The sequence below is a fragment of the Candidatus Epulonipiscium viviparus genome (genome assembly GCF_030708075.1).
GTDB classification, from domain to species: Bacteria; Bacillota; Clostridia; order Lachnospirales; family Cellulosilyticaceae; genus Epulonipiscioides; species Epulonipiscioides viviparus.
Genome location: NZ_CP117982.1, coordinates 2,240,251 through 2,265,386 on the forward strand (window position 1 = coordinate 2,240,251; position 25,136 = coordinate 2,265,386).

Below are 25,136 nucleotides of genomic sequence, written 5' to 3' on the forward strand. Positions count from 1 at the left end.
TGGATATGATATTCACTCAGGTCATTTTATGTGGTATAATGAAGAAAAAAAGAAGAAGGGGTGTATTCAATGAAATTTTCTCATACATATGATATAGAAGAAGTGTTAGATGAAGAAAATAAGCCAGTTATTATAGAAGATCTTGAAAGCGCGGCACAAGAAGATTCTGCTGAAGCACAATTTAATTTAGGAGTTTGCTATCTAAACGGCATTAATGTGGCGAAAGATTATAAGCAGGCATTCCATTATTTTAAATTAGCTGCGAGCCAAAATTATAATCAAGCTGAATATAATTTAGGTTTGTGTTTCGAAAAAGGTCTTGGTACCAAGATTAATCACGACAAAATGATATATTGGTATAAAAAAGCCGCCAATAATGATCATGCCGAAGCCGCGTATAAACTTGGCTTGATATATTACGCAGGCGAAATTGTTGCACTTAATTATAAAGAAGCTGTAAAATATTACCAATACGCTGCTAAACACAAGCATGCGATGGCTGTTACAAATCTTGCCGCTTGCTATTATCAGGGTTTAGGGGTAAAGCCTTTGTATGACGAGGCTGTTGAATTGTTAGAGAGCGTAATTCATGAAAATTTAAGAGAAACGCAATATCATCTGGGGCAGTGTTATGAACATGGATATGGCGTAATGCAAAATTATGAGACTGCGGTTAAGTTATATGAAAAATCGGTTCGTCGTCATTATGGAATGGCCTCGTATGCATTGGGAAATTTATACGAAAATGGCTTGGGTGTTAAACGAAGCATGAAAAAAGCTCTCGAACACTACTTTGTTGCTGTTAAAAAAGGAATTCCAGAGGCCCTATATAAAGTTGGGATATGTTATCTGACCGGAAAAGGCATCGAGGGCGATCAATCATTGGCAATACAATATTTAAATCAAGCTGCAGATCAAAATTATGCGCCGGCCTTTTATAAATTGGGGCTTTGTTACGAAGAAGGAATTGGTGTTGAACAAAATGGAGCACTGGCAATTAAGTTATATAAGCAAGCTGCTGACTTAAATCACAAAGAAGCGTTGTATACGCTCGGTCAATGCTATGAAGAGGGCGATTTGATTGGAAAAAATTACACCAAAGCGGTGCGCTTATATTTGCAGGCTGCAAAGCTAAATTACCCAAACGCGCAGTATAGTTTAGGAAATTGCTATAATTTGGGATTGGGTGTTGATGTAGACCATAAGAAAGCGTTTGACTATTTTCAGGTTGCGGGATATTCAGATTTTGTACCGGCTATGTATAATGTGGGGGTTTGCTACTATGAAGGAGTTGGTGTCGAACAAGATTTGTTAAAAGCAGTGGTGTGGTTTGATAAGGCCGCAAAGAAAAATCATTCATTGGCGCAATATACTTTGGGGCGTATGTACGAAGAAGAAATTGGTGTCGAGAGAGATTTAACAAAAGCAATCGAGTGGTATGTGAAAGCGAGTTTAAATGGCTATGCAGATGCGCAATTTAAATTGGGACTGTTTTGCAAAGAAGGCATCGGTCATGATAGGAATGATATCAAAGCTGCCAAGTATTTTTATCAAGCCGCTCACAACGGCAATTATGACGCGCAGTATCATCTAGGCTTATGCTATGAAGAGGGCATTGGGGTGGCACAAAATTATACAGAAGCGGCAAAGTGTTATATCAAAGCGGCAGCTCAAGGACATTCTGCGGCACAATGTGAGCTCGGACTTTGCTATTATTATGGCAAGGGCGTCGAAATAGATTACGACAAAGCTTTTCATTGGTACGAGAAAGCTGCTTGTGCGGGAAACATCGCGGCACAATATAATTTGAGCCGAGCATATAGATCTGATGTTGGTAACAAAAAAAATTTGGAGTTAGCAGATAAGTGGTATAATGCTTCTAAAGCTGAAATGGAAAAAATTACATTGTAATAGTGGATATTTGCCAGAGGACATGATATAATTACATTTACCAAATATTGTTAAGAAGGTGATTAAATGTATAGGAAATTTCGAATATTCGCAATAGCTGCGGGAATATTAACTTTGGCATGTCCAGCAAATACTGAGATATTTGCATCGGCAGAAGTAAATCAGGTAATAACGCAACCTGCTATAATAGATCTTACTACATATGACGAAGCTGAAAATGTTACAAAAAATGAAAAAAACATTTCGATTTCAGAAGGGGGATGGGTAAAATTTGTTGATGTCAATTTTGGAGAAGGGTTAGAACATGTCGTACTTCATGTAAGTACCGAAACCGAAATTGATCCGAGCTCCGTAAAAGTATATATCGATTCGATGGACAATGCAATTGCGGAGGTGGCCGTAGAAATGTTACCAGGGCAAGCGGTCGATTTCAGAGCATTGGGAGCAGACTTTACATCGTCGGTAGCAGGAGTTCATGATGTGTATATCCATGCTGATACTGCAGTGAAGCTTGAGTGGGCAAAATTTACTAATGTAGTAAAGCATGAAATAGGCAATCTCACTGGCAGCGCTCTTGCGGTTTCTGTACAAAAAGCAATTGACAGCTTAAACCCATATGACGTTTTGCAATTGGATGGAGCAACATATGAAATGGGGCGGGGTAACCTCAAAATTACGGATCCAATGACATTGCGAGGATTAGCTCCTACAACGGATGCGTATAAAACTAAAGTCGGTGCAAGCGATATATCAACTGTTTTCAATAATATAGGAACGATTACAGTGCAAACTGATGATGTTAGGATAGAGCATTTAGAGATTGCAAAGCCAGATGTTACAGGATTAATTTTATCAGTAAGAGTTGATGGATACCCCAATACCACCAACGAAAAAATGTTTACCGGCTTTGTACTAGATAACGTAAAATTATACGGCGGAAAATATTCAGTTCATACAGGCAACGGTGCTGAAGTTACGTTTACTAATTCAACATTCGAAAATTTTGATCATCACGCGCTCACTTTAGATAGAAGAATTCCTGTTGCAGTCAATCCGCAATTATACGTGGACCGCTGTTATTTTGAGCCGCATACGTATCCAAAATCGAAGGATAGTGAAACTCGCCAAAAGTATAGAACTACAGATTATTTCGTACCATATAATTTAACTGCGATTGTTATCGATGGTGGCAATGATGAATATGTAATATGGGATTTAAGCAATACCGTATTTTCAAATAGTACGCTGGTAAACACTGGCTACAGCCTTGCTAAAGTCGCGAATGTTCATATGCATGGCAACACGTTTATTCAAGAGTTTGGCGATGTAGAGATGATTCATATGGAAGAATTTACAAATAACGTAATCATAGAAAACAATCTTTTTAAAAGTATCACCGACGGCGATAGATACACTTCTATGGGTATTGGGATCGACCGCGAAATGCAATCAACGTTTGATATTATATTCAGGGATAACACCATAGAAGGTGGCTACTCTAGATTTTTTAATGCATACGCGCCGCAGGGCATCACGATCGAAAACAACGATTTTTCGAATGCGTATAGCCAGTCTATAAAAACTCCCAATGGACTCATTGCAGATACATTTTTCAATTTTACTTGGAATGCGTTAGAGCATCATTTGGATAATATGCCAGATGTCGGTGCCAAAAATGTGATCATAAAGGATAATATATTTAATCCCGACACAATGGAGCGCTACAAGATGACTGTTGAGGAATATGATGGTGAGACCACAAACTATTTTCAACCAGATCTTATCATCGACAAAACTATCCTAGCTAGCGAACCCGAGCCTTATATACCAGTCAACGAATCATATCGCATTCTCAATAAAGCGACGGGGCAATATCTGCACGTTAAGCCGGGTGATGAAAAGATTTATTATACTGCAGAGCCTCTGGATGACGGTTCGGATATATGGCATCTGGAGCAAGAGCAATCGATTTATTATAGCCTCAAAAATCAGAAGGAAGATAAATATTTGGAGGTTAAGTTGCCTTTCACTGCCGCACACATGGATAATAACACTAAGCCTGCAGAAGTTCATGCGAAAATTATCTCCGACTATGCGGAGCATGAATTTGTGCCTATGTGGTTCTTTGTAGAAGAAGTGATTGATGGCGTTAAGTATATGTTGATGCATCCAGGATATTCGGAGTGCCGCTCGCGTCTGACTCAGGCGGCAGATGTGGATCACGCATTTACGGAAGTGGCGAGAATTTCGGACCCCGCATCATACAAGCCCTTTGACGATGAAGATTTATGGGAATTTATACCTCTAGATGGCACCAGAATGGTTCCGCATTCAGAGACGGCAAAATTAGAAACCGCTATTGCCCCGATCTCATTTGAAGCCGGAGAAGTCGTAAGTTATAAGGTGACTGGTGCTAGCGCCGCAGCTGCAATCGTTGCGGGAGAAGGCGTAACCGATGGGGCTCAGGCTATTGCAGTCACGATGCTAGAAAGGCAAGACGATGTTGCCAATGCCGCAAAGCTAATCCTTGCCCCAGCAGATGTCGCGTGGGATCTGGGAGTTGATCAGACGATGTATTTATCGATAACCAATCCCAACAATTTTAGAGCTCAAATTAGGGTTACGCTGTCCGATGCGCATGGCAATGAAAGAGGTTTATACTTTTGGCTAGAGCCTGAGGCAACAGAAAATATAGAAATAGGCCCCGACTTGCTTGGAAAAATCGGCGAGGACGCTACCAAATATGCAGGAACATACGGATATTTTGATAAAGGTGTAGATCCAACTTGCATTACTCAAATTCAAATATTTTTCCCAGAAAATAATCCAAAATTGATGGAGGGCGAAGAAGCAGGATCGTTTATTGTTGATAACATTTATGGATTTATAAAATAGTGAAGGAAGATAAATATGAACAAAAAATTTAGAGTATTTGCAATAATCACAGGAGTAGCTGCAATGGCGGTAGCTGCAAATTTCACAAGCACCACCTATGCTGCAACGGAGGTGTCTCAGCAGACGATCGGAAATACTGCATTATTGAATGTTGCCGCATATTCAGATGGAGAAGGTGTAACAGCGGCGGGTGAGGCCATAACCATCGATGCCGGAGGATGGGTAAAATTTACTGATGTAGATTTCGGATCAGAAGGACTTGAGCATTTTGCTATTGATGTTAGTACGCAAGCCGAGGTTGATCCAAGTTCTGTTCGAGTATTTATCGATTCGATGGACACACCAGAAGCTTCTGCGGTCAGAGTGGAAATGTTTGAAGATCAGGAAGTTGATTTTCGAGTAGTTGGTAGCGACTTTGCAACTGCAATAACAGGAGTTCATGATGTCTATATCAAAGTTGATGATGCCGTAACTTTAAATTGGGTCCGATTTACTAATGTAGTTGAACATAAAATCGATGGGCTTTCTGGAGTTGCATTGGCATCGTCCATTCAGTCGGCTATCGATAAATTAAATCCATACGATGTGTTAGAGCTAGAGGGCGCAACATATGAGATGGGCAAGCGAGGCCTTAACATTTTGAAACCGATGACTCTGCGTGGGGCAGCACCAGCGACTGATGCGTATAAGTCAGTAGTAGGTGCAAGCGAACTAACCACCATTTTGGACAACAGCGGAACGGTTGCGATAAAGTCTGATGATGTTAGGCTAGAGCATATGGCAATAATGAAGCCTGATATCAAAGGAATGGTTATTTCGGTGCGAGTAGATGGCTATCCAAATACTACTAACGAGAAGATGTTTACGGGGTTTGCATTAGACAATGTGCGAGTTTTTGGCGGAATGTATGCAATTCACACGGGTAATGGTGCGCAAGTACTGATGACCAATTCGTCGCTTGAGGGATTTTCATTTCATGGTCTCATATTAGATAGAAGGATTCCGGTCGAAGTATTGCCTCAGTTGTATATGGACCATTGCTTCTTGTCGCCATATTTATATCCAAAAGAGGCGGATCCAAATTCTGCCAAATATCGCACCACCGATGAGTACGCATATTTCAATGCATGGTCGGTAGGACTCGATGCCGGAAATGATGAGTATATAGTGCGTGACCTAAGCAATACAGTATTCCAAAACAATACATTTTTAAATACAGGAATCGGTATAGCAAAAGGAGCCAATGCGATCATTCGTGATAATACATTTACGCAATACTGTGGCAATGTGGAAATGTTACATTTTGAGGAGTTTACCAACAATATTCTCATAGAAAATAATCGTTTTGAGGGGTTGACAGAAGGTGATCGATACACATCTCCGGGAATAGGAATCGACCGCGAGATGCAATCGACTTTTGATATCACATTTCGAGACAACACCATCGTTGGTGCGTATGCTAGATTTTTTAATGCGTATTCGCCGCAAGGGATCACTATAGAAAATAATGACTTTACTCAGGCATACACTCAATCGATCCAAACTCCAAATGGGCTAATTGCAGATACATTTTTTTACTTTACTTGGAATGCATTAGAGCATCACTTGGACAATATGCCAGATGTAGGTGCCAAAAATGTTGTTATTCGAGATAACAAGTTTTCTGAGGAAAATTTGCAACGAAATAAGATGACCATCGAAGAATATGCTGGGGAAACTTCTAATTATATTCAACCAGAGCTTATTGTTAAGAAAACTATATTAGACGCAGAGCCGGAGCCGCTTGTGCCGATTAATGAATCTTATCGCATAGTTAATAAAGCAACGGGGCAATATTTGTACGTAAAGCCAGGCGACGAGAAGATTTACTATACCGATGCGCCGCTAGCAGATGGGTCTGATGTGTGGAAGCTCGGTCTTGAACGCAATATTTATTACACTTTGCAAAATCAAAAGGAAGGCAAATATTTGGAGGTAAAGTTGCCGTACACTGCGTCGCACATGGAGAACAATACAAAGCCTGCCGAGATTCATGCAAAAGTAGTTTCAGATTATGAAGGCTCGGACTTTACCCCGATATGGTTCTTTGTAAAAGAGGTTGTGGATGGAGTCGATTTTATGTTAATGCATCCAGGATATTCGGAATGCCGATCGCGTCTAACTCAAGATACAGATGTGGATCACGCATTTACAGAAGTTGCTAGAATCTCAAAGCCGGCATCATACAAACCATTCGAGGATGCCGATTTATGGGAATTTGTACCAGTTAACGGAACCAGAGCCGTACCAAATACAACTATCGCAAAGTCAGAAACAGCCATTGCGCCGATTTCGTTTGAAGCCGGAGAAGTCGTAAATTATAAGGTGACTGGCGTCGCGGCATCGGCAGCAGTAGTTACAGGAGAGGGTGTTGCTGATGGATCTCAAGCAATTCGAGTGGAGATGAAAGAGAGGCAAGATAACGTAGAAAACGCTGCCAAGTTGATCGTGTCTGCGGCCGAGCCATGGGATTTGGGAATTGATAAAACGATGTTTTTAACGCTTACCAACCCAAATAATTTTAAAGCTCAGATTAGAGTTTCCGTTGTTGATGCCCATGGAAATACTCGAGGGATATATTACTGGATGGACCCGAAAACTAGCCAGGAGGTAGAAATTGGGCCCGAGCTTTTAGGAGAAGCTGGAATTGATGCAACCAAATATTCGGGAACGCATGGCTATTTTGGCAAAGGAGTGGATCCTGCAGCAATTACACAAATTCAGGTATTTTTTCCAGAGAACAATTCCAGCCTATTGGCAGATGCGACAACTGGCGCATTCATAGTCGATAATATTTATGGATTTATAGAATAAGAAGTTATACAAATTTGAGAAAATTTATAAAAAATTTGGTTACTTATGTTTTGGGCATAGGTAATCTTTTTTTGTGTGATGGTATATGTTATAATTTTTGCAAAATAATTAAATTTGGAGGTATTAATGATGACATCTAAAGAACGAGTTCGAGCAACAATGAGAGGCGAAAAGCCCGATCGTATTCCAGCTGCTTTTGGAGCTGTTGGTTCGGTATTTCAAAAACTTTTAACACACTATGGATTTACGAATAGAAATCAACTTTTCGATAAATTTAAAATAGATATTTATCCCACAGATGCAAGATATATTGGACCCAAATTAGAAAGTTATATAGATGACCAAGGACGTAAAATTAACGTGTCGTATTGGGGATATCACACAACTATACATGAAACAAATATGGATTCCTATTCAGTGACAGTAAAATATCCTCTTGCAGGAATGGAAACAATAGAGGATATTAAGGCCGGCTATACCTTTCCAAAAGCTGAGTGGTTTGATTACTCCAATATCACCAAATTTTGCGAAGCCAATCCAGACAAAGCAATAATCATAGGGCATCCGGGCCCATTTCAGATGGTTACCAAGTTGATGTCTATGGAAGAGTTTTTCGTATTAATGTACGATGAGCCAGAAGTTGCCGCATATATATTAGACCAAATGGTGGAATTTGAACTTGCTTATTATGAGGAATGCCTGAAGGCGGGCAATGGCAAAATCGATGTATTAAGGCCGCATGATGATTATGGAACTCAAATTTCTATGCTATTTAGCACCGATATGTGGGACGAATTTTTTAAGGACAATACGAAAAAGTTAGCCGATTTAGCGCATAAGTATGGAGCATTTTATCAGCAACACTCGTGTGGAGCGGTCAGGCCGATTATTTCTAGATTAATAGATTGCGGTGTTGACGCATTGGAGCCAGTTCAAAAAGTATGCGGATTGGAAGTCGAGTCGTTAGCCGAAGAGTTTGAAGGAAAGATCGTATTCCATGGAGGAGTGGATACGCAAGGGATTTTGCCAAATGGCACTGCAGAAGAGGTTGCTGCTGAAACTAGGCATATAATGGAAACTTTGGGTAAAAAGGGTGGCTATATTTTGATGGCGTCTCAGGCATTTGAGAGCGATGTTCCGATTGAAAATATAGAAGCGGTCTATAATGTTTCGAGAGAAGTGTAAAAAATAGGCTTTGTTTTTGTCGCAGTCTATGCTATAATTTCGGCAAAATAATTAAATTCGGAGGTATTAATAATGACATCTAAAGAACGAGTTCGAGCAACAATGAGAGGCGAAAAACCCGACCGTGTTCCCGCAGCTTTCGAATCTGTTGGCTCTGTATTTCAAAAGCTTATGACGCACTATGGGTTTACGAATAGAAATCAACTTTTCGATAAATTTAAAATAGATATTTATCCCACAGATGCAAGATATATTGGACCCAAATTAGAAAGTTATATAGATGACCAAGGCCGTAAAATTGACGTGTCGTATTGGGGATTTCATAAAACTATACATGAAACAGATATTGATTCCTATTCAGTTACAGTAAAATATCCTCTTGCAGGAATGGAAACGATAGAAGATATTAAGACTGGCTATACCTTTCCAAAAGCTGAGTGGTTTGATTACTCCAATATCACCAAAGTTTGCGAAGCCAATCCAGACAAAGCGATAATCATAGGGCATCCCGGTCCGTTTCAGATGGTTACCAATTTGATGCCTATGGAAGAGTTTTTCGTATTAATGTACGATGAGCCAGAAGCTGCCGCATATATATTAGACCAAATGGTGGAATTTGAACTTGCTTATTATGAGGAATGCCTGAAGGCGGGCAATGGCAAAATCGATGTATTAAGGCCGCATGATGATTATGGAACTCAAATTTCTATGCTATTTAGCACCGATATGTGGGACGAATTTTTTAAGGACAATACGAAAAAGTTAGTCGATTTAGCGCATAAGTATGGAGCATTTTATCAGCAACACTCGTGTGGAGCGGTCAGGCCGATTATTTCTAGATTAATAGATTGCGGTGTTGACGCATTGGAACCAGTTCAAAAAGTATGCGGATTGGAAGTCGAGTCGTTAGCCGAAGAGTTTGGAGGAAAGATCGTGTTCCATGGAGGAGTGGATACGCAAGGGATTTTGCCAAATGGCACTGCAGAAGAGGTTGCTGCTGAAACTAGGCATATAATAGAAACTTTGGGTAAAAAGGGTGGCTATATTTTGATGGCGTCTCAGGCATTTGAAGGAGATGTTCCGGTTGAAAATATAGAAGCGGTCTATAATGTTTCGAGAGAAGTGTAAAAAATAATTTATGCTACCCCCTATAATTGTCATAAAAAACATGTTAGACTGTGCGAGAAATTGGTTCTCAGGAACTGTAATAAAGGAGTAAGAGTTATGGAAAAAGATTGTAATTGTCATTCATCTGAGGAATGTAGTTGTGGCGCTGGCTGTGATTGCCATGGAGAAGAGCTACCTGTACTTTATTTGACCTTTGATGATTCGGATGAGGAAGTTGCTTGCGATGTACTTGGAATTTTCCCTGTTGATGGAAAAACTTATATAGCAGTGGTTCCGCAAAATGAAAATGAAGAAGAGGAAGACGAAGTTCTTATATATCGCTATGAAGAAAATGAGGACGGCGAAGATCCTACGCTGGATGACATTGAATCTGAAGAAGAATACGAACGAGTTTCAGCTGAATTCTTTGAGATTTTCTTTGAGGAAGATGAAGAAAGCGAAGAAAACTAAAAATATAGTGGCTCGCCAATTAGATGCAAGCCACATCTTTTATTAAAATAATTTCAATAATCTATTAACAATAGCAGCGATTTCTGATCTGCTAGCAAAGCCTTGAGGATCAAGTATAGTATTGTCTTTACCAAATATAATTTCATTTGCTACTGCCCACTCCATAGCGTTGACAGCCCACGGAGAAACATTCATGGAATCTCTAAATAAGTTCAAGCTCATGGTTTTGGTGACATCGGCATTCATGTATATTGCATAATTATAGACAGCGTTGACAAGTTCTTCTCGTGTGATTGTATTATCAGGACGGAAAGAGTTGCCATACATATTAAACAAATGATGATCCGCAGCCCAGTTGACTGCCGAAGCATACCAAGGCTCGTCCTGTGCTGGATCTTCTTCTGCCGCTGCCGATAATCTATATAGGATAGCTGCGATTTGAGCACGGGTGGAGTTGGCTAATGGAATAAATTGAGTATCAGTCATTCCAACCATAATGCCTTGATCAAAGACTGCTTCTACATCGTCAAAAAACCAGTCCGACGCTGTTACATCGATAAACGGCATTTTTACCGTCGAGTCTACCATAAATATTGAGAAATGGTTGGTGTCGAATGAAATTTCATTAAGCGTTTCTGAATAGGTAGTTGCTAACGCTTCTAACGTTCCATCCTCTGTGACATGGTAAACTTGAATAGAGTTTGGATCATGATTTTTTGGCAAGAAATATTCGAGAGTGATGGTGATTGGGTTATCGAAATCACTAACTTTTTGATCGTCCTTTAAAATATCGATATTAAATGCAAAGTCCCCGTCAATTGCTTCAGTCTGAGCGGCTGATAGCTCCAATTTATCGTCTACAGCGATGCTAAATGTAACATCGTCATGTCTAACCTTAGATATCAATTCACCAAAAGCGCTATTATTCAAAGTAAACCTTCCCAAATCTGTTGCAACATACAACGAGCCATTTTTTGCCAAATCTGAGAGAGAATGAGCATCGAGGGCGACGTCCACCTGATCTACTGCAGGAGAGCTATCCACAAAAATATTTAATCTCGGAGTTTTATCGCGCACAGAATCTAGAAGATCATCGATAGCATTCCGAACAATTACGCTAGGAATAGATGAACTTGTAAACCCGTGAACCGCATCTTTGTCCGAAATATTAATATCAACAAAAGTAGAATCGTTAGAGTGTACCGGAGAATCAGTTTTGAAAGAATCAGTTTTCAATGAGCTATTACTGTACCCGCTACTTCCACTGCTGCTCCCGCCACTGCTTCCACCGCTATATCTGTTACTACTTCCACTACTACTTCCACCGCTATATCTGTTACTACTTCCACTACTACTTCCGCTACTACTTCCGTTCATAGAAGAAGTTTTGGAGCCATATTTTTTAGAATTATTGAAAGAAGTGATCGCAGCTGAGAGATCGGCTTTAGTAGAATCTACCTCAGATTTCGATGCATCTGAATTATCGTAAACGCTCTGAGCACTGGCAATGGCATCGGTGAGTGCGGCATAAATTTCAGTAGAAACCCATTTAGATGAAGGAGAAATATCCGTACCGTCATCGCTAGATTTTGCGGTTGCAAGGGTAGCGTTAGCCGATGAGAGTAATGTCTCTAACGAAGTCTTGTCAACTGCACTGACCATCGTGCCATTTTGCTTAGCATTATTGAAAGAACTGATCGCAGCTGAGAGATCGGCTTTAGTAGAATCTACCTCAGATTTCGATGCGTCTGAATTATCGTAAACACTCTGAGCATCGGCAATGGCATCGGTGAGTGCGGCATAAATTTCAGAGGAAACCCATTTGGATGAAGGAGAAATATCCGTACCGTCATCACTGGATTTTGCGGTTGCAAGGGTAGCGTTAGCCGATGAGAGTAATGTCTCTAATGCGGCCTTGTCAACTGCATTGACCATCGTGCCGTTTTGCTTAGCATTATTGAAAGAACTGATCGCAGCTGAGAGATCGGCTTTAGCAGAATCTACCTCAGATTTCGATGCATCTGAATTATCGTAAACGCTCTGAGCATCGGCAATGGCATCGGTGAGTGCGGCATAAATTTCAGAGGAAACCCATTTAGATGAAGGAGAAATATCTGTACCGTCATCACTGGATTTTGCGGTTGCAAGGGTAGCGTTAGCCGATGAGAGTAATGTCTCTAATGCGGCCTTGTCAACTGCATTGACCATCGTGCCTTTTGCTTAGCATTATTGAAAGAACTGATCGCAGCTGAGAGTTCAGATTTAGTAGAATCTACCTCAGATTTCGATGCATCTGAATTATCGTAAACGCTCTGAGCATCGGCAATGGCATCGGTGAGTGCGGCATAAATTTCAGAGAAACCCATTTGGATGAAGGAGAAATATCCGTACCGTCATCACTGGATTTTGCGGTTGCAAGGGTAGCGTTAGCCGATGAGAGTAATGTCTCTAATGCGGCCTTGTCAACTGCATTGACCATCGTGCCGTTTTGCTTAGCATTATTGAAAGAACTGATCGCAGCTGAGAGTCCAGATTTAGCAAAATCTACCTCAGATTTCGATGCATCTGAATTATCGTAAACGCTCTGAGCATCGGCAATGGCATCGGTGAGTGCGGCATAAATTTCAGTGGAAACCCATTTGGATGAAGGAGAAATATCCGTACCGTCATCGCTAGATTTTGCGGTTGCGAGGGTAGCGTTAGCCGATGAGAGTAATGTCTCTAATGCGGCCTTGTCAACTGCATTGACCATCGTGCCATTTTGCTTAGCATTATTGAAAGAACTGATCGCAGCTGAGAGATCAGGCTTTAGTAGAATCTACCTCAGATTTCGATGCATCTGAATTATCGTAAACGCTCTGAGCACTGGCAATGGCATCGGTGAGTTCGGAGTAAATTTCAGTAGAAACCCATTTGGATGAAGGAGAAATATCCGTACCGTCATCACTGGATTTTGCGGTTGCAAGGGTAGCGTTAGCCGATGAGAGTAATGTCTCTAACGAAGTCTTGTCAACTGCACTGACCATCGTGCCATTTTGCTTAGCATTATTGAAAGAACTGATCGCAGCTGAGAGTCCAGCTTTAGCAAAATCTACCTCAGATTTCGATGCATCTGAATTATCGTAAACGCTCTGAGCATCGGCAATGGCATCGGTGAGTGCGGCATAAATTTCAGTAGAAACCCATTTGGATGAAGGAGAAATATCCGTACCGTCATCGCTAGATTTTGCGGTTGCGAGGGTAGCGTTAGCCGATGAGAGTAATGTCTCTAATGCGGCCTTGTCAACTGCATTGACCATCGTGCCGTTTTGCTTAGCATTATTGAAAGAACTGATCGCAGCTGAGAGATCGGCTTTAGTAGAATCTACCTCAGATTTCGATGCATCTGAATTATCGTAAACGCTCTGAGCACTGGCAATGGCATCGGTGAGTGCGGCATAAATTTCAGTGGAAACCCATTTGGATGAAGGAGAAATATCTGTACCGTCATCACTGGATTTTGCGGTTGCAAGGGTAGCGTTAGCCGATGAGAGTAATGTCTCTAACGAAGTCTTGTCAACTGCACTGACCATCGTGCCATTTTGCTTAGCATTATTGAAAGAACTGATCGCAGCTGAGAGTCCAGCTTTAGCAAAATCTACCTCAGATTTCGATGCGTCTGAATTATCGTAAACGCTCTGAGCATCGGCAATGGCATCGTGAGTTCGGAGTAAATTTCAGTAGAAACCCATTTAGATGAAGGAGAAATATCCGTACCGTCATCACTGGATTTTGCGGTTGCGAGGGTAGCGTTAGCCGATGAGAGTAATGTCTCTAACGAAGTCTTGTCAACTGCATTGACCATCGTGCCGTTTTGCTTAGCATTATTGAAAGAACTGATCGCAGCTGAGAGATCGGCTTTAGTAGAATCTACCTCAGATTTCGATGCATCTGAATTATCGTAAACGCTCTGAGCACTGGCAATGGCATCGGTGAGTGCGGATAAATTTCAGTAGAAACCCATTTGGATGAAGGAGAAATATCCGTACCGTCATCACTGGATTTTGCAGTTGCGAGGGTAGCGTTAGCCGATGAGAGTAATGTCTCTAACGAAGTCTTGTCAACTGCATTGACCATCGTGCCATTTTGCTTAGCATTATTGAAAGAACTGATCGCAGCTGAGAGTCCAGCTTTAGCAAAATCTACCTCAGATTTCGATGCGTCTGAATTATCGTAAACGCTCTGAGCATCGGCAATGGCATCAGTGAGTTCGGAGTAAATTTCAGTAGAAACCCATTTAGATGAAGGAGAAATATCCGTACCGTCATCACTGGATTTTGCGGTTGCAAGGGTAGCGTTAGCCGATGAGAGTAATGTCTCTAATGAAGATTTATTACCGATGCCAATTTGGGTTCCCGCACGTTTGGCTTCATCAAACGCCTTCGAAGCTTTATCGAGAGCCTCAACCGCGGAATCTACAACGGCCTGTTTGGTAGCATCATTCGCCACGGCAGTAGCAGTTGATATCGCATCGGAAAGAGCATCGTAATCGGAATGAGCAACCCACATGTTGGCAGCATCAACATCGGAGCCGTCATCACTGACTGTTACACTCGCGAGGTTAGCGGTGGCCGCATCGATCAAAGTCAATAACGAAGTTTTATCGGCAATTTCAATTTTGGTTCCCGCACGTTTGGCTACATCGAACGAATTCGAAGCTTTATCGAGAGCCTCAACCGCGGAATCTACAACGGCCTGTTTGGTAGCATCATTCGCCACGGCAGTAGCAGTTGATATCGCATCGGAAAGCGCATCGTAATCGGAGTGAGTAACCCACATGTTGGCAGCATCAACATCGGAGCCGTCATCACTGACTGTTACACTCGCGAGGTTAGCGGTGGCCGCATCGATCAAAGCTAATAACGCAGATTTGTCGGCAATCTCAATTTTGGTTCCCGCACGTTTGGCTACATCGAACGAATTCGAAGCTTTATCGAGAGCCTCAACTGCGGAATCTACAACGGCCTGTTTGGTAGCATCATTCGCAACGGCAGTAGCAGTTGATATCGCATCGGAAAGAGCATCGTAATCGGAATGAGCAACCCACATATTGGAGACATCAACATCGGCACCATCATCACTGACTGTTACACTCGCGAGGTTAGCGGCAGCCGCATCGATCAAAGCTAATAACGCAGATTTGTTAACGACCTCAATTTTGGTTCCCGCACGTTTGGCTACATCGAATGAATTCGAAGCTTTATCGAGAGCCTCAACCGCGGAATCTACAACGGCCTGTTTGGTAGCGTCATTCGCCACGGCAGTAGCAGTTGATATCGCATCGGAAAGCGCATCGTAATCGGAGTGAGTAACCCACATGTCGGCGACATCAACATCGGCACCATCATCACTGACTGTTACACTCGCGAGGTTAGCGGTAGCCGCATCGATAGACGCTAATAATGAAGTTTTGTCAGCGACCTCAATTTTGGTTCCCGCACGTTTGGCTTCATCAAACGCATTTGAAGCTTTATCGAGAGCCTCAACCGCGGAATCTAAAACGGCTTGTTTGGTCGCGGTTCTCAAAACAGCAGTAGCGGTTGATATCGCATTAAACAAAGTGTCACAATCGGAGTGAGTAACCCACATGTCGGCAACATCAACGTCGGTGCCATCATCACTGACTATTGCACTCGCGAGGTTAGCGGCAGCCGCATCGATCAAAGCTAATAACGCAGATTTGTTAACGACCTCAATTTTGGTTCCCGCACGTTTGGCTACATCGAATGAATTCGAAGCTTTATCGAGCGCTTCAACCGCGGAATCTACAGAAGCCTGTTTGGTAGCATCATTCGCCACGGCAGTAGCAGTTGATATCGCATCGGAAAGCGCATCGTAATCGGAGTGAGCAACCCACATGTTGGCAGCATCAACATCGGAGCCGTCATCACTGACTGTTACACTCGCGAGGTTAGCGGTAGCCGCATCGATAGACGCTAATAACGAAGTTTTATCGGCAATTTCAATTTTGGTTCCCGCACGTTTGGCTACATCGAACGAATTCGAAGCTTTATCGAGAGCCTCAACTGCGGAATCTACAACGGCCTGTTTGGTAGCATCATTCGCCACGGCAGTAGCAGTTGATATCGCATCGGAAAGCGCATCGTAATCGGAGTGAGCAACCCACATGTTGGCAACATCAACATCGGAGCCATCATCACTGACTGTTACACTCGCGAGGTTAGCGGCAGCCGCATCGATCAAAGTCAATAACGAAGTTTTATCGGCAATTTCAATTTTGGTTCCCGCACGTTTGGCTTCATCAAATGCCTTCGAAGCTTTATCGAGAGCCTCAACTGCGGAATCTACAACGGCCTGTTTGGTAGCATCATTCGCCACGGCAGTAGCAGTTGATATCGCATCGGAAAGCGCATCGTAATCGGAGTGAGTAACCCACATGTTGGCAGCATCAACATCGGAGCCGTCATCACTGACTGTGACACTTGCGAGGTTAGCGGTAGCCGCATCGATAGACGCTAATAATGAAGTTTTGTCAGCGACCTCAATTTTGGTTCCCGCACGTTTGGCTTCATCGAACGCCTTAGAAGCTTTATCGAGAGCCTCAACCGCGGAATCTACAACGGCCTGTTTGGTAGCATCATTCGCCACGGCAGTAGCAGTTGATATCGCATCGGAAAGCGCATCGTAATCGGAGTGAGCAACCCACATGTTGGCAGCATCAACATCGGAGCCGTCATCACTGACTGTTACACTCGCGAGGTTAGCGGTGGCCGCATCGATCAAAGTCAATAACGAAGTTTTATCGGCAATTTCAATTTTGGTTCCCGCACGTTTGGCTACATCGAATGAATTCGAAGCTTTATCGAGCGCTTCAACCGCGGAATCTACAACGGCCTGTTTGGTAGCGTCATTCGCCACGGCAGTAGCAGTTGATATCGCATCGGAAAGCGCATCGTAATCGGAGTGAGTAACCCACATGTCGGCAGCATCAACATCGGAGCCGTCATCACTGACTGTTACACTCGCGAGGTTAGCGGTAGCCGCATCGATAGACGCTAATAACGAAGTTTTGTCAGCGACCTCAATTTTGGTTCCCGCACGTTTGGCTACATCGAACGAATTCGAAGCTTTATCGAGAGCCTCAACCGCGGAATCTACAACGGCCTGTTTGGTAGCATCATTCGCCACGGCAGTAGCAGTTGATATCGCATCGGAAAGCGCATCGTAATCGGAATGAGCAACCCACATATTGGAGACATCAACATCGGAGCCGTCATCACTGGCTGTTACACTCGCGAGGTTAGCGGTGGCCGCATCGATCAAAGTCAATAACGAAGTTTTATCAGCTGGAGCTCCCAAACTTTTTTCATCAAATACTTTTAGAATTTCTGCTAGATTGAGTTCATATTGCGTGAGTTGATTCTGGCTGAGTTGTGTACCGGAACTCAAGATTGTAAACAGATTTAATATGGTATCTTTGGCAGTGTTATAAGATTTGAGAGGAATCCAGTATTTGTTTGTAGCGATGTCCGTTCCATCAACGCTTCCCGCTGTGGTGGCAAGTAGCTCTTGAGCAAACATTAGAGCATCGATTAATTTTGTTGGATCCATCGTCGCAACCTTTTTGGCAGCAGTGAAAGCCTTTTGCGCCGTATCGACTGCCATAGACGCATTATTCACATCGACTTGAGTGGCTGCAGTGGTAGAAGCAACCGCCTTGCCCCTTGCGATTGCCGCTTCGAGCGCTTCGTATGTCGCGGTATCAACCCAAGTAATACCAGCGATTACGTCAAAGCCATCGTCGCTTTTGGCAGCTGTAGTTAGTTCTGAGATGGCGGCTTTGAGAGATGTTTGTAATGAAGATTTGTCGGCAAGGCCGGGATTGGTGCCAACATGTTTTGAAGCATTGAAGGTCTCGATCGCATTCTGTAAGTTGGTCGTTGCCCTATCGATGTAGTTCTGATTGGCAGATTTGTTACTAAGAGAGCCTTCGGCCATGACAATAGCCATGACGATAGCGTTTTTTGTATTTGCAGTTACCCATACTTGATCAGAATCCAAGTCAGCGCCGTTGTTAGAACTGGTATGAATTTTTGTATGAGTCTGCTTTGCTATATTGATTAGATTGGCTAGCGCTTCTCTAGTCACGACGGCAGTTTTTTTATTGGCAGCAAATACGATGGTTGCAGTGGCGATGTCGCTCTTGGCTGACGAAATTTCATTTGCAGTAGCCGTGGCTTTGGAGACTATAACCTCTCCATTTGCTATCGTGGTTTCGAGTGATTCATAGATGGACTGGAAAACCCAGGTCGCTCCGTCTGCAACATCTTTGCCGTCTACACTTTTGGTGGCAGCATCGATCAAAGTTTTCGCATTGGCTATCGCGGCTTGTAGTTCTGTTTTGTCGAGCTGAGTACCGTCTTTGAAATCAAATTCATAATTTTCGATAGTTCTGGTAGCTTCTATAATTTGTGTAGAGGTGGCATCGGGATTATCGTATACTGCTTGTATTGCCGCAAGAGTGGCGGTGGCGGTGGAATGCTCCAGTTGTGTGATCCACTTTTCGTAGATAGAAATATTACTGCCATCGGTACTGATTTGGATACCATCTATAATGCTTTTCATGGAGTTGATGGCGTCGTTTAGTTTATTTTTATAGGTTGATAGCGCTACTGTTCCGGGATATCGATTATGATTCATAATATCGTTGTAGTAGGCTAACATAGAATATGCTCGATCGGCCTCTATTTGAGTGGAATGTGAATTTATATTTTCCGCAGCGGATAGATGTTCTATTACTAAATCATAATATTGTTCAGATAACCAATACTTATCGACAGGAATATCATCGCCATTGTTACTTCTTAAAGTTATTTCTAAACCAGCTTGTACCAAATCGATGGTCTTTTGCAAAGAGTATGTATCTATGGGTTGAGTCCCTTCTTTTTTGGCTCGATTAAAGCTGGTATATGCTGCAACAAGGGATGTATGCAGAGAATCAACTTCGGCCTGAGTTTTGGCAGCAGAAGCTTTGGCTATTGCAGTTTGGAGAGCGTCGTACTCGGTATAGGTTGTCCATTGATTATAGGGATTTAGCTCGGCACCAGTTTCGGAAACCGCCGTCGTGGCTAAATTATTTTTGGCAGCAACAATTAAGGCCTCGAGCGCAGAGGCATCGACAGTTTCGCTAGACAAAGTGGCAATGGTATTAGAGAATATGCCACTTCCGTATTGGATATCATCTCCGGTGAGGTATGTGAGCTGATTTCCTGCTAAAGCAAAGCCCCATATTTCATGTGCGGAGTGTCCTTTGGAGGCGGCGGGAAGTGAAATATCGAGATCGACCACTTCTGATTTTTGAGTTGCAAAATTATATTTCATAATTGCCTGAGGCGTGTTATAGTATAAAGCTCCATCGTGATATCCAAAACCCGTAAATTTTCCGATCCAGGTTAAGTTAGATGGAGTCTGCCAGGTTATATTTGGAAGAACATCTGCGATTAATTTAGACTCGCCAGTTGCGGTATCCATAGAGTATATACTTCCTGTTATATCCTTTGATGATGGTCGATTGTTATCTATATAATATGCAGTTCCGTCAACAAAAGCGAAAGGTGAAGTGGTGAGAAACCGATCTTCATATTTGGTACTATCGGCCGTATATACTACAGTTTTTGTCCAATCATCTGGCGTTTGATTTATCTGAATTTTTCTAGAACTGCTAATCATAAAGTTACTATGTGAGGCCCGCCCAGTTCGATTTGGGGTAGGATCGGCCCAGGTAAAGTCGATATTATACCACTCACCATCGCACTCGACCATGTTCCAGATGTGGTTAAGATGTCCTGAGGATACTGTAATATTGGGAATGTTTAACTCGTTTAATATTAGCTTTGCAACATCAGCATACGATTCGCAAACTCCTACCCCCTCTTCAACAAAACGCGCTTTGTCGCGAACTTCGGCTTCTGCGTTTAAACCTGCTGTATCGTACGCATACGTAACAGCCAGGTAGTCGTTTAAAATCAGTAGCTTGTCCAAAACGGTGTTTCCGCTCGCAGTTAAAGAGACCACTTTGTCGATCTCGTTTGATAATATTGTAAAGTAGTAGTCATAATTATCGGCCAAATGTCGATCATATTTTGGAATTATAGATTTCAGCATGTTGTCATCATCTACAAAATAGTTCCAACCCTCTATAACATGAAATAGGCGTTTATCGTTTGCTAGTAGTTCGCGAAAAAAAGTGTTTCCTTCTTCTTTAGTCATGTTTAAAGAAGACATATCTATAAGAGAAGCTTCGGCGATTAATGATTGGACCATTGACTCCTGAAATGCCGCCGAGTCTTTTGAGGTGTATAAGGGGGCATCGTGGGGCCAGGTGGTGGATGTGTCCAGAGGATTATATTCATATACTTCCATATGTACGGCATTCTCGTTCGCATATGTTATCTGAACAAAGGGGCTATAATTAAACATGGATGGAATGGCTATTTGTTGTAATAGCATCGAAGATATTATAAGTGTACTAAATTTTTTTTTCATAAGCGTCATCCTTTTCTTTTTATATTTAGGTTACGCCTATATTGTACCTTTTTGGCACATTTTAGTCAAATAATATGCCCGAAGTTTCCTTGTCAATTTTAGGCAATCTGGATTTTTTTTGTATTTACGAACAATTAATTGCTATTATACAAGTAGAAAACCTAATTTTTTCTGGTACTCACAAACAACTGGTTTCGGTTATGCAAGTAGAAAACCATTTTATTTACTTTATCTTGCGATGCTTTCTTATCATCTAGTAATAACCGACTTTCGATAAGCTTGTCTTCTAAATAAGTGTAATATGTTGGAGATGTCCAAAAAATTTTATCTTCATTGAGGTCCGCTGGACTTGTGGCTGTCGTGGCAAGATTATTTTCGGCAATAGCTACTATGCGTGCCAATAAAGTTTTGTCGGCTTTAATTTTTCCGGATTCTTTAGCGAAGTTAAACTCGGAGTACGCAGCAAGAAGGGCGTCCTGAGCTTCGTCTGTTGCGGCTCCTTCGGAGGCAGCAGAAATTGCGTCGGCAAATGCTTCGTATTCGGTTGCAGTTACCCATTGGTTATATGGATTTATGTCGTCTCCGGTTGGGTCAACTATTACGGTATCGAGATTGGCTCGCGATGTATCGATAAGCTGTTCAAGAGCGTCGTTGGCGGCGACACTAACCATGTTATGTTCAAAGTCAGATAATTTTTTTATGTCATCTCCAGAAACAAGCGTGAGTTGCGTATCTGAAACCTTTAGTCCCCACAACTCTTCGGTCATATCGATATTTAATGGGGTAGCCTTGTCGGTGGTAACGTCATATAGCATCACAGTAGTGGGGGTGTTATAGTATAGCATTCCGCCGATTTCTCCAAATCCTGTATATTTTCCGGCATAATATGTAGAAGCGGAGGTATACCATTTCGTATCTGCAAGTGCCTCGTAAATCAAGGTGCTTTCTCCTGTTTTCACATCGAGAGAATATATATTTCCCGTTGCAGATCCGTCGTCCGTTGTAACATTGTTAATATAATAGAGGGCATCGTCGAGAACAGCGAACGGTGCGGTCGTGGCTCTAAACATTTCTTCATATTTTAAACTGTCGGCGATATACGGAACAGTGTTTGTCCAATCATCGAGTTTTTTATTCAGCTCAATTTTTCGATCATTACTTACCATAAAATTTTCATGCGAAGCTCGACCAGTTAAATTTGGCGTAACATCTGACCACGTAAAATCAACGTTATACCAGTGCCCCTCGTGCTCCACCATATTCCAGATGTGGTTTAATCGTATAGATGAAACGGTAATATTTGGAATTCCAAGCTCGTTTAGCACTAATTTTGCAAAGTCAGCATACGATTCACATACGCCGCGTCGCTCCTCAATAAATCGAACTTTATCGCGAATTTCGGTATCAGATTTTAAACCCAAAGTATCGTATTCAAAATTGGTCGCCAGGTAATCGTTAATAATAAGAATTTTCTCCAAATCCGTTTTGCCCTCCGAAGCTAAAGCAACGACCTTGTCAATTTCGGTATCTAGTAAATTGTAATAATAATCATAGTTATCAACTAAGTGCCTGTCATAGTTTGGATAAATCGTGGTTAATACTTTGTCGTCGTCTACCTTGGGATACATCCAACCCTTTAACACATGAAAAAGGCGCTTGTCATTTGCTAACAATTCGCGAAAATACGCATTAGCGTCTTCGGTATTTAGATCTAAGTGGCTGATGTCGATAGCGATTTCCTCTTTTAATAACGCATTGGCGATCAGCTCTTTTGCCATATCCCGATTGCGAGCGGAGCTTGGCCAGGTTACAGAAATATCGAGGGCGGTGTCTTCTTTGATTTGTAAGATTGGTTCAGATGGTATGTACGCTTCGGTTTTTATATTCTCAACCGTAGTTGCATGGGTGGAGATTGCTTGCGTTAATATCGTTGCTATAATTAAAGATTTTTTCATATTTATCGTCTCCTTTTGGTCTTTTGTGGAATAAATCAATTGTACATCCCCTGCATTTAAAAAGTCAAACGATTTCTAAAAAATTCTATTGTCAATTTTAGGCACAGAAAATAAATCTGTTTTAGTACTACTGCTATTTTTTATAGTAAAATTATATACAGTTTGACAAATGGCTTTAAAGTTTAAAATATTTATGCAGTAAAAAAATAAATTGGACATTGAAATAAATATTGATTTTCAATAAAATTATTTTTAAATTTAGGAATTGATAAATTTTGGTATTATTGCTTCGCATGATGCATTCTGGTATACTATTCTTCGAAAGGGGTAGTTTAATTATGAAATGGAGAAAAATGATAACTATAACTACATTTTGTTTTGGTACATATGCAACAGCACTTTACGCTGATGTCGATAAGGGCGACGCAATAAAAAGCATTTATATAGAAGAAAAAAATCTGGAAGCCACAATCGAAGCTAATGCCGAAGCGAATGCCGAAGCGAATGCCGATGCGAATGCCGAAAGCCGAATGCCAAAGCCGAAAGCCAAAGCCGAAGCCAAAGCCAAGCCAAAGCCGAAGCCAAAGCCAAAGCCAAGCCGAAGCCAAGCCAAGCCAAGCCGAAGCCAAGCCGAAGCCAAGCCGAAGCCAAAGCCAAGCCGAAGCCGAAGCCAAGCCAAGCCAAGCCGAAGCCAAAGCCAAAGCCAAAGCCGAAGCCAAGCCAAGCCGAAGCCGAAGCCCAAGCCGAAGCCGAAGCCAAGCCAAAGCCAAAGCCGAAGCCAAAGCCAAAGCCAAAGCCGAAGCCAAAGCCAAAGCCAAAGCCGAAGCCAAAGCCAAAGCCAAAGCCGAAGCCAAGCCAAAGCCGAAGCTGAAGCCCAAGCCAAAGCTATTGCTGCTGCTGAAACTGCTGCTGCAATAATTGCCGAAGCGAGTGCTGTTGATGATTCTTGGGTATCCGTAGGTGGGGATGGAAAGATTCAGGTCGATTGGTCTTCCGGAACTATTATTGGTGCTCGCGATGTAACCACAGTTGAAATTCCTTCCGAAATAAATGGCGTGAGTATAACTTCCATAGCTGATAATGCCTTCTCAGGTTGCGCGACTCTTACAAGTGTGATCTTGCCAGAGAGCATAACGTCGATTGGAGATGCCGCGTTCGCTTTATCTCCTAATTTGGTATCTATCAACATTCCCGATCAGGTTACAGAAATTTCTTATGCTAGCTTTTTAGGTTGCGAAAGTTTGGCGGAAGTTAGCATCGGCGACGGAGTGGCGTTGATTGATGAATTTGCGTTTACTGATTGCGACAGTTTAGCGGAAATCTCCATTCCGGGTAATGTGAAGACGATAGCGCAACGAGCGTTCTACAATTGTGATGGCTTGGAGTTGGTTTCTTTGGCTGAAGGAGTTACTACTATTGGTGACTTTGCGTTTACCGAGTGCAGTAGCCTGATGAATATGGCAATTCCTGGAACTGTGACAAGTATGGGTAAATATTCTGTGGCAGCAGTTAATTTAGCTGCAATAGAATTTACGGGTACACCAGAACAATGGGAGGCGTTCGATATATTTACTCCATCAGATGTACAATTGTCATTTGTGGCAGCGCCGGAACCTGTTGTAGAGCCGGAACCTGTTGTAGCGCCGGAAACTGTTGTGGAGCCGGAAACTGTTGTGGAACCAGAGCCTGTTGTAGAGCCGGAATCTGTTGTGGAGCCGGAACCTGTTGTAGAGCCGGAACCTGTTGTGGAGCCAGAGCCTGTTGTAGAGCCGGAACCTGTTGTGAAGCCAGAGTCTGTTGTGGAGCCGGAGCCTGTTGTGGAGCCAGTCGTAGATAATTGGTATAATGTGTTTGGTATCGAAGGTGGAGAAATTCAGTTTGATAAGGAGACGGGAATCATTTTGGCAGCAGAGGAGACTGTCTCGGTAGCATATATTCCAGAAACAATCGATGGGGTTGCAGTAAAGGGCATAGCTAACGGAGCCTTCGATGACTGCCAAAAGTTATCGGGAATATTTTTACCAAAGTCAATTTTAAATGTGTTATTGAATTCTACAAATTCCGAGGTAGATTCTGAAGCAACTCCGGAATAATTTTTTTATAAGGGCAGCCAAATGGTTTGTCCTTTTTTTTGTGTATTGACCCAGCGAAATGTATAATGATATACTGTTTCAATCATTTGAGGTATTTACTCGGATGAATTTGAATCATATA

Annotated in this window: 13 protein-coding genes; 7 read left to right on the forward strand and 6 right to left on the reverse strand. The window is 42.2% G+C overall.

Features of this window, described 5'->3' with window-relative positions; genetic code table 11:
- Positions 1-69 precede the first annotated feature (69 nt).
- The 6 genes from PCY70_RS09350 to PCY70_RS09375 all read left to right on the forward strand — a co-directional run bounded on the left by PCY70_RS09350 (position 70) and on the right by PCY70_RS09375 (position 10,422).
- Positions 70-1,911, forward strand: coding sequence for a tetratricopeptide repeat protein (locus PCY70_RS09350; RefSeq protein WP_305767144.1), 1,842 nt, complete (start codon positions 70-72; stop codon positions 1,909-1,911).
- A gap of 66 nt (positions 1,912-1,977) precedes the next feature.
- Positions 1,978-4,806 carry a carbohydrate-binding protein gene (locus tag PCY70_RS09355; RefSeq protein ID WP_305767145.1) on the forward strand — a complete coding sequence of 943 codons (2,829 nt, stop codon included), beginning with the start codon at positions 1,978-1,980 and terminating at the stop codon, positions 4,804-4,806.
- A gap of 15 nt (positions 4,807-4,821) precedes the next feature.
- Positions 4,822-7,659: a carbohydrate-binding protein gene (locus PCY70_RS09360; RefSeq protein ID WP_305767146.1), complete on the forward strand. Its 2,838-nt coding sequence runs from the start codon at positions 4,822-4,824 to the stop codon at positions 7,657-7,659.
- Between the two features lie 126 nt (positions 7,660-7,785).
- The gene (locus PCY70_RS09365; protein ID WP_305767147.1) at positions 7,786-8,844 is read left to right on the forward strand and encodes a uroporphyrinogen decarboxylase family protein; all 1,059 of its coding nucleotides are present in this window, start codon (positions 7,786-7,788) and stop codon (positions 8,842-8,844) included.
- A gap of 72 nt (positions 8,845-8,916) precedes the next feature.
- The gene (locus tag PCY70_RS09370; RefSeq protein ID WP_305767148.1) at positions 8,917-9,972 is read left to right on the forward strand and encodes a uroporphyrinogen decarboxylase family protein; all 1,056 of its coding nucleotides are present in this window, start codon (positions 8,917-8,919) and stop codon (positions 9,970-9,972) included.
- 96 nt (positions 9,973-10,068) lie between these two features.
- Positions 10,069-10,422 (forward strand): DUF1292 domain-containing protein, encoded by a 354-nt coding sequence (locus tag PCY70_RS09375; protein WP_305767149.1) that lies wholly within the window; start codon positions 10,069-10,071, stop codon positions 10,420-10,422.
- 42 nt (positions 10,423-10,464) lie between these two features.
- Here the strand turns inward: PCY70_RS09375 and PCY70_RS09380 are convergent, their stop codons facing one another.
- The 6 genes from PCY70_RS09380 to PCY70_RS09405 all read right to left on the reverse strand — a co-directional run bounded on the left by PCY70_RS09380 (position 10,465) and on the right by PCY70_RS09405 (position 22,922).
- Positions 10,465-12,630 (reverse strand): S-layer homology domain-containing protein, encoded by a 2,166-nt coding sequence (locus tag PCY70_RS09380; RefSeq protein WP_305767150.1) that lies wholly within the window; start codon positions 12,628-12,630, stop codon positions 10,465-10,467.
- A gap of 64 nt (positions 12,631-12,694) precedes the next feature.
- The gene (locus PCY70_RS09385) at positions 12,695-13,174 is read right to left on the reverse strand and encodes a hypothetical protein (RefSeq protein ID WP_305767151.1); all 480 of its coding nucleotides are present in this window, start codon (positions 13,172-13,174) and stop codon (positions 12,695-12,697) included.
- Positions 13,175-13,223: 49 nt separating this feature from the next.
- On the reverse strand, positions 13,224-14,114 hold the full coding sequence (locus tag PCY70_RS09390) for a hypothetical protein (RefSeq protein WP_416387540.1): 891 nt from the start codon (positions 14,112-14,114) through the stop codon (positions 13,224-13,226).
- Complete coding sequence (locus PCY70_RS13860) at positions 14,060-14,386, reverse strand: hypothetical protein (RefSeq protein ID WP_416387541.1); 327 nt, start codon at positions 14,384-14,386, stop codon at positions 14,060-14,062. The genes PCY70_RS09390 and PCY70_RS13860 overlap by 55 nt, the downstream gene beginning before the upstream one ends.
- On the reverse strand, positions 14,332-20,967 hold the full coding sequence (locus PCY70_RS09400) for a hypothetical protein (protein ID WP_305767154.1): 6,636 nt from the start codon (positions 20,965-20,967) through the stop codon (positions 14,332-14,334). The genes PCY70_RS13860 and PCY70_RS09400 overlap by 55 nt, the downstream gene beginning before the upstream one ends.
- Positions 20,968-21,128: 161 nt before the next feature.
- Positions 21,129-22,922, reverse strand: a complete 1,794-nt coding sequence (locus tag PCY70_RS09405; protein WP_305767155.1) for a transglutaminase domain-containing protein — start codon at positions 22,920-22,922, stop codon at positions 21,129-21,131.
- A gap of 338 nt (positions 22,923-23,260) precedes the next feature.
- Between PCY70_RS09405 and PCY70_RS09410 the strand changes: the two genes are divergently transcribed.
- Complete coding sequence (locus PCY70_RS09410; RefSeq protein WP_305767156.1) at positions 23,261-25,015, forward strand: leucine-rich repeat domain-containing protein; 1,755 nt, start codon at positions 23,261-23,263, stop codon at positions 25,013-25,015.
- The last annotated feature ends 121 nt before the right edge of the window (positions 25,016-25,136 follow it).